This window comes from Phormidium pseudopriestleyi FRX01 (genome assembly GCF_017313335.1).
GTDB lineage: Bacteria > Cyanobacteriota > Cyanobacteriia > Cyanobacteriales > Laspinemataceae > Laspinema > Laspinema pseudopriestleyi.
In genome coordinates this window covers 1-14898 of the sequence record NZ_JAFLQW010000530.1, presented here as the reverse complement: position 1 = coordinate 14898, position 14898 = coordinate 1, and the positions used below count along the sequence as shown (strand labels likewise).

Below are 14898 nucleotides of genomic sequence, written 5' to 3'. Positions count from 1 at the left end.
TTTCGAGTCCGAGACAACGGCATCGGCATCACCCCGGAACAAATACAAGAGCTATTTGAGCCATTTAGCCAAATCCACACCTCTGATATCCATCATGCTGCGGGTACTGGGTTAGGATTAGCCGTAGCCCGGAGTTTGTGTCAACTCATGGGAGGAGATTTATTCGCAGAAAGTAACCTCGAAAAGGGTTCAACCTTCACCGTTTATTTACCGGCAAACCTACCGACAAATTCCTCCAATGCCGAGGCGCTCAAGCCCAAATTCACCCCCAATTTTTCCGAACCCCTTCCCCTGGAAGAGGCAACCCAATGGACAGAAGGAGAAGGATGGGTATTTGATGATGAGTAATCTCAAATCCAGTTAATTTCCCCATCGGGTGCGTCAGATTATCCAATCCCTATCATTAACCCACTAGACTCTGACGCAACCCCTTCACTTAATTTAAACCCAAACTATGTAAGAACAGCCAAACCATGACCTAATTTTATTAACTCAAAACCCCAGCAATTGTAGGGTGGGCACTGCCCACCGGACGGAGTAATGTGGGCAATGCCACCCTACAATTGCTCAACTCCATTTGAATCGATTTAATTTATCAAAAAAATTGCAGAAATGAAATCAAATTGTCCAAAAAATACGCAGTTTTTAACATTGAATTCTAAATGTAGAGGCGATTCGCGAATCGCATTTACACTTATGGTAAATTATCAAAATCTGCGTAAGTCCTGTTTTAGACCATTCCAGAAACAGATAGCGGGTATCAAAAAATCATCTAATCCAATCATTATTATTTCATTAAATTGTCTAATTTTTACCGTTTTAGCAACCATTAAACCTGCATCAAGCCTTGGACAATCCGGGGATGAAGTTCTTGTTTCTGTAGATATTGCTCAAAACGTTAACTTTGGACAACATTTCCAAGAATTAGGGATTGAAGGTTCAATAATCATTGCTGAATTAAATAGCGATCGCCTCTGGCAACATAACCCCCAACGCAATCAAACCGCCTTCCCAACCGCCTCAACCTTTAAAATATTAAACTCTCTCATTGCCCTAGAAACCGGCGTAATACCTAATGAACTGGCGGTTTTGACCTGGGATGGAATTCCCCGAACAATTCCCACCTGGAATCGAGACTTGAATCTGCGAGAAGCTTTCAAACTCTCTGCCGTCTGGTTTTATCAAGTGTTAGCGCGCCGCATCGGATATGAGCGAATGCAGCAATGGATAAACCAAGTCAATTATGGCAATCAAAACATTGGCACACCCGAAGATATTGACCAATTTTGGCTAGAGGGAAACCTTCAAATTACTCCACAACAGCAAGTACAATTTTTGCGCCGTCTCTACAACAACGATTTACCATTTTCTGAGCAAACGCTTACCCTTGTCAAAGAGATTATGATTTATGAACAAACTCCGAACTACACCATTCGAGCTAAAACGGGTTGGTTTGGATATGGAAATGAATCACTCCAAAATATTGGATGGTTTGTGGGGTATGTAGAAACTGGAAATAATGCTGATTTTTTTGCAACCAATATTGATGTTAACAAGCCAGAAGATGGAGCCGCTAGAATTGAATTGACTCGACGGTGTTTGCAAGATATTGGAGTGCTCTAGTGCTTTTTGTAAATTAATTTGACATAAAGCAATTGTAGCATTGCCCACATTAATCCTGACGGTGGGCAGTGCCCACACTACAATCTCTAAGCAGAGGGATTCATGGTGAATATAGAACTAGATCCAGAAACGAAAGCCTGTTTATTAGAAATTTTAGCAAGGGGAAAAATTACCCGGGATGAATTGATTAAACCCTTAGTTAAAGAACATTGCTTGAGTTTACAACCCCGCCAAACTATTCTCCAAAGACGTGGGGGACATCCTGAACATCTGTTAGAAGATGCGCCGCCTGGTTTATCAGAACGGGCAAATCGAAAACAAAAACGTGAACAGCAGGGATAAAAATGGCAATTTCTGACTATTTCAATGCTCTAGTGAACAATTCCAAACATAAACCCCGTTTTTGAACAATTGTGTTAAACTATAATTAACCCCTGAACTCTATAAACCTATGACTCCAATCCAATATCAACTTTCCCTCAGTTTCGAGCAAGTTTTGAGTTTAGTCAAGCAACTCCCTAATTCAGAAAAATTAAAATTAAGTGAAGCGTTGTCGAAAGAATTGCTGGATAGCAAATTAACTCATCTTCTCGAAGCATTCAAGACTGATGAAATCTCCTTGGAGACGATTGACCAAGAAGTTGAAGCGGTGAGAAGCGAAATTCATGTTAAGCAATCAACCCATTAAAGTCATTATAGATACCAACCTTTGGATTAGCTTTCTGATTGGCAAAGGACTGGCTAATTTTAAAACCCTGATTGTCAGTGGGACTATTCAAGTGATACTTTGTGACCAACTCCAAGAAGAAATCACCAGGGTCACTCAAAGACCTAAACTTAGAAAATACTTTTCCCCCCAAAAAGTAAACGAACTGCTAAATCTCCTGGCAGTTATTGGGTTGTTCGTGGAAATCCAATCTGAGGTGTTTATTTGTCGAGACGAAAAAGATAATTTTTTGTTGGCATTAGCCCAAGATAGTCAAGCCAATTTTTTGATTACAGGAGATGCAGATTTGTTGACGTTGAAAGAATTTGAAGGAACCAAAATTGTCACTTATCAAGAATTTTTACAAGAAATAAATTGCTGATTTGTTGAGGGTTATGGATTTAAACTTTATATTCCCTAAAAAAAATATTTTTCCCCTCTAAAAAAGAGGGGAACAGTTTGGAATGATGCACTCGGTTAGGAGTCAGGGAAATTGCCTCACACTAGACCAAATTCTCACCGAGTATTGCTGAGTTGAGCGGTTCTGACGGTGAGTTCTAGGGTTTGAGGACCTCGTTGAACTGTGAGACGGAGGTCGCGATTGACGCCGCTATTTTCCACGATGCGCTGCAATTGATCGGCGCTGGTGATGGGGACTCCATCCACGGCCACGATCGCATCTCCAAGGCGCAATCTGGCCGCTTCGGCGGGGGAATCTCGCAAGACTCGCATCACTAACACGCCATTGATTTCTGGGACGATTAAGTTAGAATTGCGGTCCTGATTGTTTTGGCGCGCTAAGTCCGGCGTTAAGGTGACCATCTGAATCCCGATAAAGGGATGAGTAACTGTCTCACCTCGGGCTAATATATCTGTGAGGGCTTTTGCTTTGTTGATGGGAATGGCAAACCCAATCCCTCTGGCATTGGGACGAATGGCGGTGTTAATGCCGATGACTTGACCGCGATCGTTCAACAGGGGACCGCCCGAGTTGCCGGGATTGATGGCGGCGTCGGTTTGTAGGAAGTCCACTCGTTTATCGGGGATGCCGACTTGGGAGGCCGATCGCTCTAAAGTGCTAATAATCCCTAATGTGACCGTATTATCTAACCCAAATGGATTGCCGACGGCGATCGCCCAATCCCCCACGCGCACTTGTGAGGAATCTCCCAAAGGTGCAACAGGTAATTGTTCTCCAGGGTCATCAATCTTGACCACTGCTAAATCCGTAACCGCATCAGTCCCGCGCACTTCTCCCTCAAATGTGCGACCATCTTTTAAGGTGACGGTAACGCGATCGGCATCACTGACCACATGAGCATTCGTGAGAATTAACCCATCCCCGTCGATAATGAAACCCGAACCCTGACCCCGCAACAGTTCTTCTTGCTGGGGAACTGGCACATCCGGTCCGAAAAACTCTCGGAATAAGGAATCATTAAAAAATGGGTCATCCCGACGGGCGATCGTGCGTTCGGTATTCAGGCGAACCACGGAGGATCCGACGAGATCAACTGCTGCGGTGACAAAGTTGCCTCCGCTTCCCAGGTTTTGCTTGGGTTGGAGGGCGACAGTTACCCGGTTGGCGGGGAGAGAATCCAACGCAGATAGGGGGGTTGCTGCCGCAGAGACAGACCCGAGGGGGTTCAACCAGGCGATCGCACTCCAAACCCCCATTAATAAATAACTGATAAGGGTTCGCCCATTCGCACAAAATTTAGAAAAAGACATCGTTATTATTTATATCCATCCATAGAGTTTAGCGAAAATTGAGGAGGCGACGGGTTACCCCATCACCCTCCCCTGATTCCACAGTAATCGAACTTGGCTGAACTCACAATCCTCTGAAGATAGATTACTCAATTCCAGAAAATTTTGGGGTTGACCCGAACCCTTCTATCGCGAGTCTAAATCAGTTGTGGAATGCCCTCACCCCCAACTGATTTAGGACTGCTATCCGAACATAAGAAATGACTGAAGTCGGGACGTTGAAATCAGAGGAACTGGTAAAATCCTTGGGGGTAGAGAGTTTCTGTGGGGGATTGCTGTTTTTGGGGTCTCCCGGATTGCGGTTTAAAGCGGGTGAATATCCCGGCGTTCTGATTCTAGGGAAAAGGCGCTTTTTCTTGGGAGTGAGCGCTTTGCCGATGACTTACGGTTGTTTATTTGGACTCTGGTTTCTGCTTATGTTGAGATTGACGCTCGATCGCCTTTACAAACCTCTGAAATCGCTGAATCTGCTGGGGTTGATGCTGATGTTGGTCAGTGTGCCGTCCCCGGTGAAGGGACAAACCTCACCCCCTGCACCTCCGCGCTTTTGTCAGTCGCAGTTGGAACCGACGATCGCCGGAATTATCAATCGTCCTCAGTTACGGCGCGCCAGGTGGGGGATTCTGGTAGAAACGTTGGATGGTTCAGGCGATCGCACGCTTTACCGTCGGGATTCTGAGCAGTTTTTCATTCCTGCATCGAATGCCAAATTGCTCACAAGTGCTGCTGCTTTACATCATCTCGGTCCCGAGTTTCGGATTCGCACCTCAGTTTATGGTTCTAATCCGACTGGGGACCGGATCGACTCTGTGCGGATTGTGGGACGAGGTGACCCGACGATTGGGAAAACTCAGTTAGAGGCGATCGCCCAACAACTTCAGCAACAAGGCATCCGGCAAATTGGCGAACTCATCGGTGAAGATAGTTATTTCATCGGGTCTCCCGTCCATCCTAACTGGGAATGGGAAGATGTCCAGGCGGGATATGGTGCACCCGTCAACAGTCTGATTTTCAATCAAAATAGCGTTGATTTTACCTTGACTCCCCAAGGATTAGGACAACCGTTATCGGTAACTTGGGCGAATCCAACGGAACAAACCCGATGGCAAGTTGAGAATCGTTCCACGACGGTTTCGACAGATTCCCAGGAATTTTTGGAAGTAGGGAGAGAGTTTACGCGACCGATTGTGCGAGTTGCGGGTCAGTTACAGGTGGGTGCACCGGCAGAAGAGGTTTCGATTTCTGTTGCGGAACCTGCGGAGAACTTTTTAGGATATTTCCGCCAAGCGTTGAATGGGGTGGGAATTACTACGGGAAGGGAGATAGTGAGTGACCAATTTCGGAATATGCCAAATCAGCAAGAATTAGCGGCGATCGTCTCACCTCCATTGTCTGAGATGACGGTGGAAGTTTTGCAAAGAAGCAACAATCTTTATACAGAAGTCTTGCTGCGATCGCTCGGGGCGAATCCCCAAGGCAAAGGCAATCATCCTCTGCCAGAAGAGACTCAGGAGGCGGGTTTACAAGTGTTGAAGGCCGCTTTAACGGAATTGGGAGTCGATCCGACCAGTTACGATTTAGTCGATGCTTCCGGACTCTCTCGCCGGAACTTAGTCAGTCCCGAATCCTTGGTGCAAACTTTGCGAGGAATGGCGGGTTCTCCCTATTTTGAGATTTATCGGTCAGCGTTACCCTTAGCGGGGGTGAGTGGTACATTGCGGACCCGGTTTCGGAATACCCCTGCGGCTCAAACGGTTCGGGCTAAAACGGGTACTTTAACGGGGGTATCTAGTTTATCGGGGTATGTTCCCAATTCGGAGTATAATACGTTGTTGTTTAGCATTTTGGTCAATCAATCGGACCAATCCTCTGCAATGTTGAGAACGGCGATCGATGAAATTGTGGTGTTGTTGACGCAATTGGAACGCTGCTAACTTTCTATGTCGTTAAATTCTCTCTGGGAATTGCCCCCTGCTGCAATATAGCAGTCTTAAATGATTTATGCCATCTCTTGCTCCCCTCTCCCCCTTTGGGCCGCCGACGAGAAAGGGGTGAGGGCATTCCACAACTGATTTAGGATTGCTATAGTAGGGGTCGAACCCTCCAGATAGGCAAGTTGCCAGGAAACAAACTCTACATATTTTGAATAAAAATTAACAATAAAGCCTGGATGGGGAGTGGTAATTCCCCATAGTTTTTAGTTAAGATTGAGTGTTAAAGAGGTCGCCGTTCCCTAAACTCTGACTTGACAAAGCAGGGATTAGAAATTACTGTAATAAAGAGCAACTGGCATAAAATTCCCCCAATACCCCTCGAACTCCTCAAAACTTACCAATTTAAATCCCTCCAACTGTAAAAAAACCCAGAAAGACAAAGTAGCTAGAGTAGGGAGTTTGAAGAGGGGTCTGGATTTCTCCCGGGTCTCAATCAATTGGACAATTCTACGCCACCCTCTTTCTTGGAAAATGTAGGGCTGATTTGCTTTTAACCCTTACAGGAATGATTTAAACTAACGATATAGCGATATCTATTTAAGGAAAGAGTCGGAAACATAGCTCAGGGTTCAACCCAACCCCACCGACCCAAAAGCGCGATCGCCCAAGGGTCAAGACCGAGCCAATTGGGTAATCACACGGAATTCGGTTGTCAAAGGTCTATAAAAACCCGCACCCGTCAACGGTGGGTCTACACGGACAAAGCCTGCCTCCGCAGGCTACCAGAGAAAACCGACTTTTACCAACCGGATTTGGTATCACACAGGACCGGGAAAATCGCACCAGATCCAGGGGTGTAAAGAACTTCTTAACATTATGTCATTATTTCAATAAACGGAGCCACAACCACTAGGGTGAATTATGAACCGCATTTTGCTCCTAATTGAGGAACACCGAACCCGTAACCTTTTAATACAGCAGTTAAGCCCAGATTACGAAGTCGTAACGGTCGAATCAAACCTGGTGGAGAGGGTGGCGGGGGAAGTCCATCCCGGCTGGAATGGCCTAGATTTATGCATTAGCGATCGCCTAGGGTTGGCGACTTACCGTTCGTCTTGGGAATGGGGAAACCTCTCCCAAACTCGTGATTTTCCTCTATTGCTGGTGATTCACCCGGGAGAGTGGGACGTTTTGCAATCCCACCGGGAAGCGGAAGAAGGCCCAACCCAGGCTCAAACCCTGGGAGTCAGGAGATATGACGATGCGATCGCCGCCCCGATCCAGCCCGAAGAACTCTTATGGAGAGTCGAAAAACTTTTGAGCGCAAGGGTTCGGGATCAGCATCCAGAGTCCCCCGCTATCCTGAATACTCCTCCCCGACACCAACAACAAAACGATCAACTCTTCCGCGCCTTTGTCGAAGAAATCCGTGACTACGCCATTTTTCTGCTCGACTCAACCGGAAGGATTGCCAGTTGGAATCGAGGTGCACACAGACTGCTAGGCTATTCCTCCGCTGAGATTATCGGCCATCACTTCTCCTGTTTTTATCCCGAAGAAGATATTGCCTTATGCAAACCCGCGCAAGAACTGCAACTCGTCGCCACTGCCGGACAGTGTGAAGATGAAGGATGGCGCAGGCGACGGGATGGGACGCGGTTTTGGGCCAATATCACCCTCTCGGCATTGCAAGACACTCAGGGACAAGTAGTGGGATTTTCTGTAATTGCCCATGATCTGAGCGATCGCAAAGCCGTAGAAATGGAACTGTGCTCTCTTAACCGCGCCCTCACCACGATATGGGAATGCAATCAAGTCATGGTCCGTGCACTGTCAGAATCCGAACTCCTGCACGAAATCTGCCGGATCATAGTCGAAACTGGAGGCTATCGATTAGCTTGGGTTGCCTTGTCTGAAGCGGAAGAAGCGGCGCAATCGGAGCAACAACAACCCTTGCAACCTGCCGCCTTCGCCGGAGATGCCGCGGACTATTTACAAAAAATCCAGGCATCTTGGAAACTGAACCAAGAATTTGCCGGTATGACCCGCACCTGCATTCAGACGGGTAAATGTTGCTTAGTGCAAAATATCCAAACCGAACCCAGTTTTGCCCCCTGGCGAGAATTGGCCCTCAACCAAGGGTTGCACTCCACCATTGCCCTACCCCTGATTGGCAAAGACAAAACCTTTGGTTCCTTGCGGATTTATTCAGGAACCGCCAATGCCTTTGATATTGCCGAAGTGGAACTGCTTGAAGAACTCGCCAATGACCTCGCCTACGGCATCGTCGCCCTGCGCGATCGCGCCGAACGCCAAAGGGCCGAATCCGCCCTCGCCAAAAGCGAGGAGCGTTACCGTCGGTTAGTTGAACTCTCCCCAGAAGCCATTATCGTCCACAGTGGCGGCAAAATCGACTTTATTAACACCGCCGGGGCTAAACTCCTCGGGGCCACCAGCCCAGAAGCCTTGGTGGGGTTACCCGTCCTGGATTTCGTGCATCCCGACAAACGTACCCTGGTCAAGGAACGAATTGAGCAGATGTTAAGCCAACACCAAGCCGTTCCCTTTATCGAACAACAGTTTTTGCGCGTCGATGGGACCATCGTGCCGGTGGAGTTAGCTGCCACCCCCATTGGCGAAAACAACGGCATCTTAAACCTGCTCATCGTGGCCCGAGATTTGAGCGATCGCAAGCGGATGGAGGCCGCCTTACGCGCCAGTGAAGAACTCCACCGCATCACCCTGAGCAATATCTCCGAAGCCGTGTTGATCACCGACAGCAATGGGGCCCTGACCTATATCAGTCCCGCAGTGCGCTTCATCTGTGACTATTCCGTAGAAGAAGCCCAACAATGGGGCCACATTAGCCACCTACTCGGCGATGACCTGTTTGAGGGGGAAGAACTGGAGCTCCTCGGGGAAATTCACAACCTGGAACGGACCATCATCGATAAAAAGGGGAACCCCCGGACCTTACTGGTGAGCGTCAAACAAGTGGCGATCGAAGGGGGAACCCTGCTTTATACCTGCCGGGATATCACCGAACGCAAACAAGCAGAAGAGTCACTGCGCGAGAGTGAACATCGATTCCGCACCACCTTCGAGGGGGCGGCGATCGGGATGATAATCATCGATTTAGAGGGACGATTTCTGCAAACTAATCCGGCACTTCAGGGGATGATCGGGTATAGTCAGGCTCAGTTGCACAACCTGTGTTTTGAGTCAATTACTTATCCCGAGGACCTACCCACCAGCCGACAACTGTTTCAGGAACTCGTCGCGGGAGAGTGCGATCGCTACCAACTGGAAAAACGCTACATCCATGCTCAAGGTCACTGCGTCTGGGTGCGGTTGAGTGTCTCTTCGATTCGAGATACCCAAAACTCTTGGCAATTTGCGATCGGCTTAGTCGAGGATATCACCGATCGCAAACAAGCCGAAGAAGAACTCCGACTCTACCGCAACCACCTCGAAGAACTGGTGGCCGAACGGACTGCAGAACTCCAGCGGATCAACGCACGGTTAAGAACCGAAATCTCCAGACGAAAACAAGCCCAGCAAGCCTTAATCCGCGTCACCCAAGCGGTCGAAAGTACCAGTGATGCCGTCCTCACCATCGATATTACCGGGCAAGCCATCTATCATAACCGCGCCTTTTTAGACTTATTTGAATGCACCGTGGAGGAACTGCACTTAGCCGGTGGACTGCCTTCTTTATTTGCAGATTCCTCCTTGGGTCAAGAAGTTTTTAATCTGATTCACCAGGGAAATAGTTGGAGTTCAGAAGTGCTGATGCGCGGACGAACTCATCGGTCCGTTGTCTTACCCCTGGGGGCCCTTCACAATACCGTCAATCCGATTTCAATCTGGCTGCGGGCCGATGCAGTGACCGATGAAAACAATCAACGAGTCGGGTCGATCTGTGTCTTAACTGATATTACGGACCGGAAACAGACTGAGGCCGCCTTGCAAGAAAGTGAAGAACAATTGCGAACCTTAATTAATGCCATGCCTGATGCAATCTGTTTTAAAGACGGTCGCGGGGCTTGGCTCAAAGCCAACCAAGCTATGCTGAAAGTCTTTGACATCGGAGATTTGGATTATCAGGGGAAAACAAATGCCGAAATTGCAGAGTTGAACTCGTTTGATCGTGATACGTTTTTGGAGTGCGAACGGTCCGATGAGGAGGCATGGAAACATGGAATTGTCTCCCATCAGGAAGAAGTGATTCCAGTTCCTGATGGCACCAATGTGATTTTAGATACCCTAAAAGTGCCACTGTTTCACAGCGATGGTAGTCGCAAAGGATTAGTTGTGATTGGTCGGGATGTCACGGAACGCAAACAGGTGGAGGAGGAACGTCTACGTCTGGCTTCTATTGTGGAGTCTTCCGATGATGCGATTATTGGCAAGACCTTAGATGGGATGATTTTAAGCTGGAATACGGGGGCTCAGAGAATTTATGGCTATACTGCGGAGGAAGTGAAGGGGCGATCGATTTCAATTTTGATTTTGCCAGACCGTCAAGAGAGCGAATTACGCCTGTTGGAAGGGATTCGCCAAGGATCGAGTATTGATCATTATGAAACGGTGCATTTGAAGAAACAGGGTTCGCCAATCTATGTATCATTGACGATTTCTCCGATTAAAGATGCGGCAGGCCGGATTACGGGGGTTTCCACGATCGCCCGGGATGTAACGGACCTCAAACGGGTCGAGGATTCCCTGGAACGTCTACGCCATCAAAATGAGTTGATTTTAAATTCCGCTGGGGAAGGCATCTGCGGCATGGATATTCGAGGCAATACGACCTTTATCAATCCCGCTGCCACGAAAATGTTGGGATATTCGATGGGGGAATTGTTGGGCGCCCCGTTGACGATGATTTTGGGAGCCAACTTTTTGCCCGAGGAGGTGGGTGATCCTCGGGATGGGGGTGGAGACTGTTTAGTGTCCCCGCGTTATGGGGCGATCGCCGATGGGTCAGTCCATAATGGCACAGCGGTGTTTTGGCGCAAGGATGGCACGAGTTTTCCCGTGGAATATATCACGACCCCGATTCAAGAACAAAATGAAATCAAAGGGGCGGTTCTCACCTTCAAGGATATTACGGAACGTCAGGGGGTGGAACGGATGAAGGATGAATTCATTTCCGTGGTGAGTCACGAACTACGAACTCCTTTAACTTCGATTCGCGGGTCTTTGGGTCTGCTGGCGAATGGACTGCTGGAGTCCTATCCGGAAAAGGCAGGGCGGATGTTACAGATTGCCGTGTCCAATACCGATCGCTTGGTCCGGTTGATTAATGACATTCTGGATTTAGAGCGCATCCAGTCGGGTAAAGTGACGATGGTTGAGCAGTTTTGCAATGCTGCTGATTTGACAATCGCAGCAGCGGATGCGATGCGAACTATGGGGGATAAGGCGGAGGTCACCATCTGCGTGAACCCGGTTCCGGTGCAACTGTGGGCAGATCCCGATCACATTTTTCAAGTCTTGACCAATTTGCTCAGTAATGCGCTGAAGTTCTCGCCTGAAGGGGGTAAGGTCTGGTTGTCTGTCTCTCTTACTTCTGCTGAGTCTCTAGATTTCCTTGATTCGGAGACGGCGAAAGTGCTGTTTCAGATTAAAGATCAGGGACGAGGTATTCCTGGGGATAAACTAGAGTCAATTTTTGAACGCTTCCAACAAGTCGATGCCTCGGATTCTCGCAAGAAAGGGGGGACTGGCTTGGGGTTAGCGATTTGTCGCAGTATTGTCGAACATCACGGTGGGCAGATTTGGGTGGAAAGTGTCGTGGGTGAGGGCAGTTCGTTCTATTTCACCCTGCCGGTGGAACGGCCAAATTCTGACTCAGAGGAGGAAAATTCCGATTTGACTGGGGTCGCAACTCAGGACTCAGGGATTGCGGTAGAATCAGGCGATCGCCTGGAAGAACCGTTGACTCAGGATCATCCGGGACCCCCTGAGAAAGACCCCCGGGCTGATTCGGCTACCCCGTCGCCAATTGTCAAGGAAATCGCGCCGTTTCAACAAAGATCGTGATTCTACTGCGATCGGCCAACTCCCTCCATCCCAGCCTAATTCGGGACGGATTTGAGAAGTAGAGGGACCTCTGAAGATCTGGAAGTTGCCCGGTTGGTGACCTCTTGCTAGTTAAAATAGATAAGCTGTTTCTACCGCTGAGGCCAACGAACGATCCCAAGTTCAGGGATTCCAACCGGAACCCTGTGGGAATGAGGGATCCTCTTTTGCTCTCATCCTGCCGCCATCGGGGACATTTTCCCTTAAATCTTCTGGCGATCGGCTCAATCCTGTCATTCTATCCTCCCGGCATTGTCCAGGTTTTCTCCCACAACTGGAGAACTCAAGTTCAGGGATATTGCTCCCCTGTGTAATTTTTAATTTTTCGCCCCGGTTCGTCCAAGTCAGGGCGTCCCTTTTTTTCAGGAGGTCTGCGTGAGTTTGAAACGAATTTTAGTAATTGATGATGAAGATGATATCCGGGAAGTCGCTCAACTCAGCCTCGAAATGGTTGGAGGGTGGGAAGTTCTCACCGCCAGTTCTGGTAATGAGGGACTCCAGGTGGCTGAAGCAAAACAGCCAGACGCGATTCTCCTGGATGTGATGATGCCAGATATGGATGGCCCTGCTACTTTTAAAAAGCTCCAGGCTAATCCCTCGACCCAACAAATTCCAGTAATTTTGCTCACAGCAAAAGTGCTTTATGCCGATCAGCGCCGCTTTTCAGAACTGGGGGTTAACTCGGTAATTGCCAAGCCTTTTGAACCCATGAATCTAGCCGCTCAGGTGGCCTTGGCTCTCGGTTGGGAGTCCTAATCTCCCCTATCCCTGATTGATTCACAACTTCTTTATGATTATTTTTTAAAATGTGTCCCGATTAGCGGTTCGCAAACTCTTTTTTGCGTACAATCATCTTCATAAGTATAGATCCACATATCGCGGAGCGCATTGATGAAAATAGCAGAAACGATTGAACAAGCTTTTACTTCTTATTTGGAAAAGCTCGGAATTGCTTGGTGGATTGAAATCGTTACCGCAGAACCAACTTGTACTTACTACTTTGGTCCTTTTATGAGTGCCAAAGAAGCGGAGTGCTATAAAGGGGGCTACCTTGAGGATCTCGAAAGTGAAGGTGCTCAAGGGTTTGCTGTTTATATTCACCGCTGTCAGCCGACTGAACTCACGATCACCAATGACCTGGAATTTGATTAATTTGCAGTTTTAATCACCTTCGGATTTGACAGTTTTTACCCCCGACCCCAGGCGGATAATCAGGGAAGGGGGAATTTTATTTCTCCTTCATTTTACAAATAGGAAAATTAATTGTTTCCCCTGATATTCTCTCCCTTGAACCGCATATAAGCGCCACTGTTGGAGGAGATTTTTTCATCGATTTAACCCTTTTAAAAATCGCAGTAGCTCTCCCCCTTTTCCCCTTCATCCCATTTCCCTCATTTCTGCGGATAAAACAGCCTCCCGCCATTTTTCTATAAGGGAACTCCAAAAAATAAAATAGCAATTGTAGGGTGGTGAAGCCACCGAACAGCTATGTGGGCAATGCCCACCCTACTCCTTTAAAAACTGAATAGGAATGATTTATTTTTTGGAATACCCTAAGGATGAAAAGAAGGATGAGAAGAGGAAATCTCAGGACCAGCTCGCCCCCACAAGCAAGCAAACCTTTTTCAGCCGGCTCAATCAGGGTCAATTGATCTAGGAAGCTCGGCTTAACCCCCACTTAACCCTCCCTCAATTTTTAAGCCTTGATTATGGAGACCTTAAATCATCCTTTAGGTAGATTTAAAAACCCGTTTATTTATCAATATTTTAAGAGTCGCTCTAAGAGACAGTTGATGAGTTTAAAAGACCGAGTGGGGATCTCTAATCCAAATGGTTAGCCTTTATTCTCAGCCGACACCCTGCGATCCCTCTTGGATAGCTCCAGAGTTTCTCAGACCTCTACCGGCCAGAAAAAGGGAAAAAAGACAAGAACTCACGCCGAAAATGGTCCGCTCAAAAAAAAATAATAAAATCTCGATTTTTCCCGCCATCTTCACACTATCTTCACATTCTTGCTTTAACTTCAATCATAGAGCTTAATTCAGCTCGGACTGTCTTAACGATACGTGCCAGGAGTCCCTAGCCATGCCCTCCGCCTACCTAACCCTCTTAACCATCTCTTTTGGATCTGTCTGGATTTACCTGCGAGCTTCTGGTGATGTTCCGTTTGTACTAGGAGCTTTAACAGCGGTGGTTTGCTTTATTTGGGGGTTTGCCTTGGCACCTTGGCTAGTTCAGTTATTCATTATCGGACTCGTCCTCAGTTTAGATAAATTTTACTTCTCTAAAGCAGGCCGTCTGGGTGGAAATTAACCCGACCCAGCTATCGAGTTTCTTCCGTATAATCACGCACAATTCCATCACTGCACATTTTTCTTGACAAGTTTCTACTGACTTTTCTTCTATTATTGTGAAACAGGTTTAAAAATCATGAACAATTGCCCTTGCTGCTCTAGTTCCTTACTCCGCCACGCTCGTCATAGTGGTGTTTATTGGTTCTGTCCCCATTGCTGGCAAGAAATGCCCGATCTGGCTGCAATGGTCGTGCAACCTCGTCAGCGTGTACAGCAGCTAGAACGTTTAATCGATCTTTCCACGGTTTCCTCTCGCTCATCAAGACAATCCCAGTGTGAGGTTCGCAGCATTGCTTAAGGCAACCGATAGACTATTAATGCTTTACCTGGGGTAGAAAAAAAATTTACGTCGTTGAGAGACACCAGAGAAACACGGTAGGGCTGGTAGCCTCGTGTCTTCAGACCGAGGTGGAAAGCCCACACGAGC

12 protein-coding genes are annotated in these 14898 nt (G+C 47.6%); 11 read left to right on the top strand and 1 reads right to left on the bottom strand.

Features of this window, described 5'->3' with window-relative positions:
* The 5 genes from J0895_RS20175 to J0895_RS20155 form a co-directional block, all read left to right on the top strand.
* On the top strand, nt 1-348 hold a 348-nt coding region (locus J0895_RS20175; RefSeq protein ID WP_242541448.1), incomplete at its 5' end, for an ATP-binding protein.
* A 348-nt stretch (nt 349-696) separates the two neighbouring features.
* Entirely contained in the window at nt 697-1623 is a 927-nt protein-coding gene (gene blaOXA, locus J0895_RS20170; protein ID WP_242541447.1) for a class D beta-lactamase, read from the top strand.
* Nucleotides 1624-1725: 102 nt separating this feature from the next.
* On the top strand, nt 1726-1965 hold the full coding sequence (locus J0895_RS20165; RefSeq protein ID WP_207089790.1) for a hypothetical protein: 240 nt from the start codon (nt 1726-1728) through the stop codon (nt 1963-1965).
* Nucleotides 1966-2074: 109 nt separating this feature from the next.
* On the top strand, nt 2075-2311 hold the full coding sequence (gene vap15, locus J0895_RS20160; protein WP_207089789.1) for a type II toxin-antitoxin system VapB15 family antitoxin: 237 nt from the start codon (nt 2075-2077) through the stop codon (nt 2309-2311).
* Nucleotides 2289-2711, top strand: coding sequence for a putative toxin-antitoxin system toxin component, PIN family (locus J0895_RS20155; protein ID WP_207089788.1), 423 nt, complete (start codon nt 2289-2291; stop codon nt 2709-2711). Before vap15 ends, J0895_RS20155 begins: the two co-directional genes overlap by 23 nt.
* 134 nt (nt 2712-2845) lie before the next feature.
* Here the strand turns inward: J0895_RS20155 and J0895_RS20150 are convergent, their stop codons facing one another.
* Entirely contained in the window at nt 2846-4060 is a 1215-nt protein-coding gene (locus tag J0895_RS20150; protein WP_207089787.1) for an HhoA/HhoB/HtrA family serine endopeptidase, read from the bottom strand.
* Nucleotides 4061-4299: 239 nt separating this feature from the next.
* Between J0895_RS20150 and dacB the strand changes: the two genes are divergently transcribed.
* The 6 genes from dacB (at nt 4300) to J0895_RS20120 (ending at nt 14769) form a co-directional block, all read left to right on the top strand.
* Nucleotides 4300-6033 carry a D-alanyl-D-alanine carboxypeptidase/D-alanyl-D-alanine endopeptidase gene (gene dacB / locus J0895_RS20145; RefSeq protein ID WP_242541446.1) on the top strand — a complete coding sequence of 578 codons (1734 nt, stop codon included), beginning with the start codon at nt 4300-4302 and terminating at the stop codon, nt 6031-6033.
* A gap of 921 nt (nt 6034-6954) precedes the next feature.
* Nucleotides 6955-12078 carry a PAS domain S-box protein gene (locus J0895_RS20140; RefSeq protein ID WP_207089786.1) on the top strand — a complete coding sequence of 1708 codons (5124 nt, stop codon included), beginning with the start codon at nt 6955-6957 and terminating at the stop codon, nt 12076-12078.
* 414 nt (nt 12079-12492) lie between these two features.
* The gene (locus J0895_RS20135; protein WP_207089785.1) at nt 12493-12873 is read left to right on the top strand and encodes a response regulator; all 381 of its coding nucleotides are present in this window, start codon (nt 12493-12495) and stop codon (nt 12871-12873) included.
* Nucleotides 12874-13008: 135 nt separating this feature from the next.
* Nucleotides 13009-13269: a DUF1816 domain-containing protein gene (locus tag J0895_RS20130; protein WP_207089784.1), complete on the top strand. Its 261-nt coding sequence runs from the start codon at nt 13009-13011 to the stop codon at nt 13267-13269.
* A 933-nt stretch (nt 13270-14202) separates the two neighbouring features.
* Nucleotides 14203-14430, top strand: coding sequence for a hypothetical protein (locus tag J0895_RS20125; RefSeq protein ID WP_207089783.1), 228 nt, complete (start codon nt 14203-14205; stop codon nt 14428-14430).
* A gap of 117 nt (nt 14431-14547) precedes the next feature.
* Nucleotides 14548-14769 carry a hypothetical protein gene (locus J0895_RS20120; protein WP_207089782.1) on the top strand — a complete coding sequence of 74 codons (222 nt, stop codon included), beginning with the start codon at nt 14548-14550 and terminating at the stop codon, nt 14767-14769.
* The last annotated feature ends 129 nt before the right edge of the window (nt 14770-14898 follow it).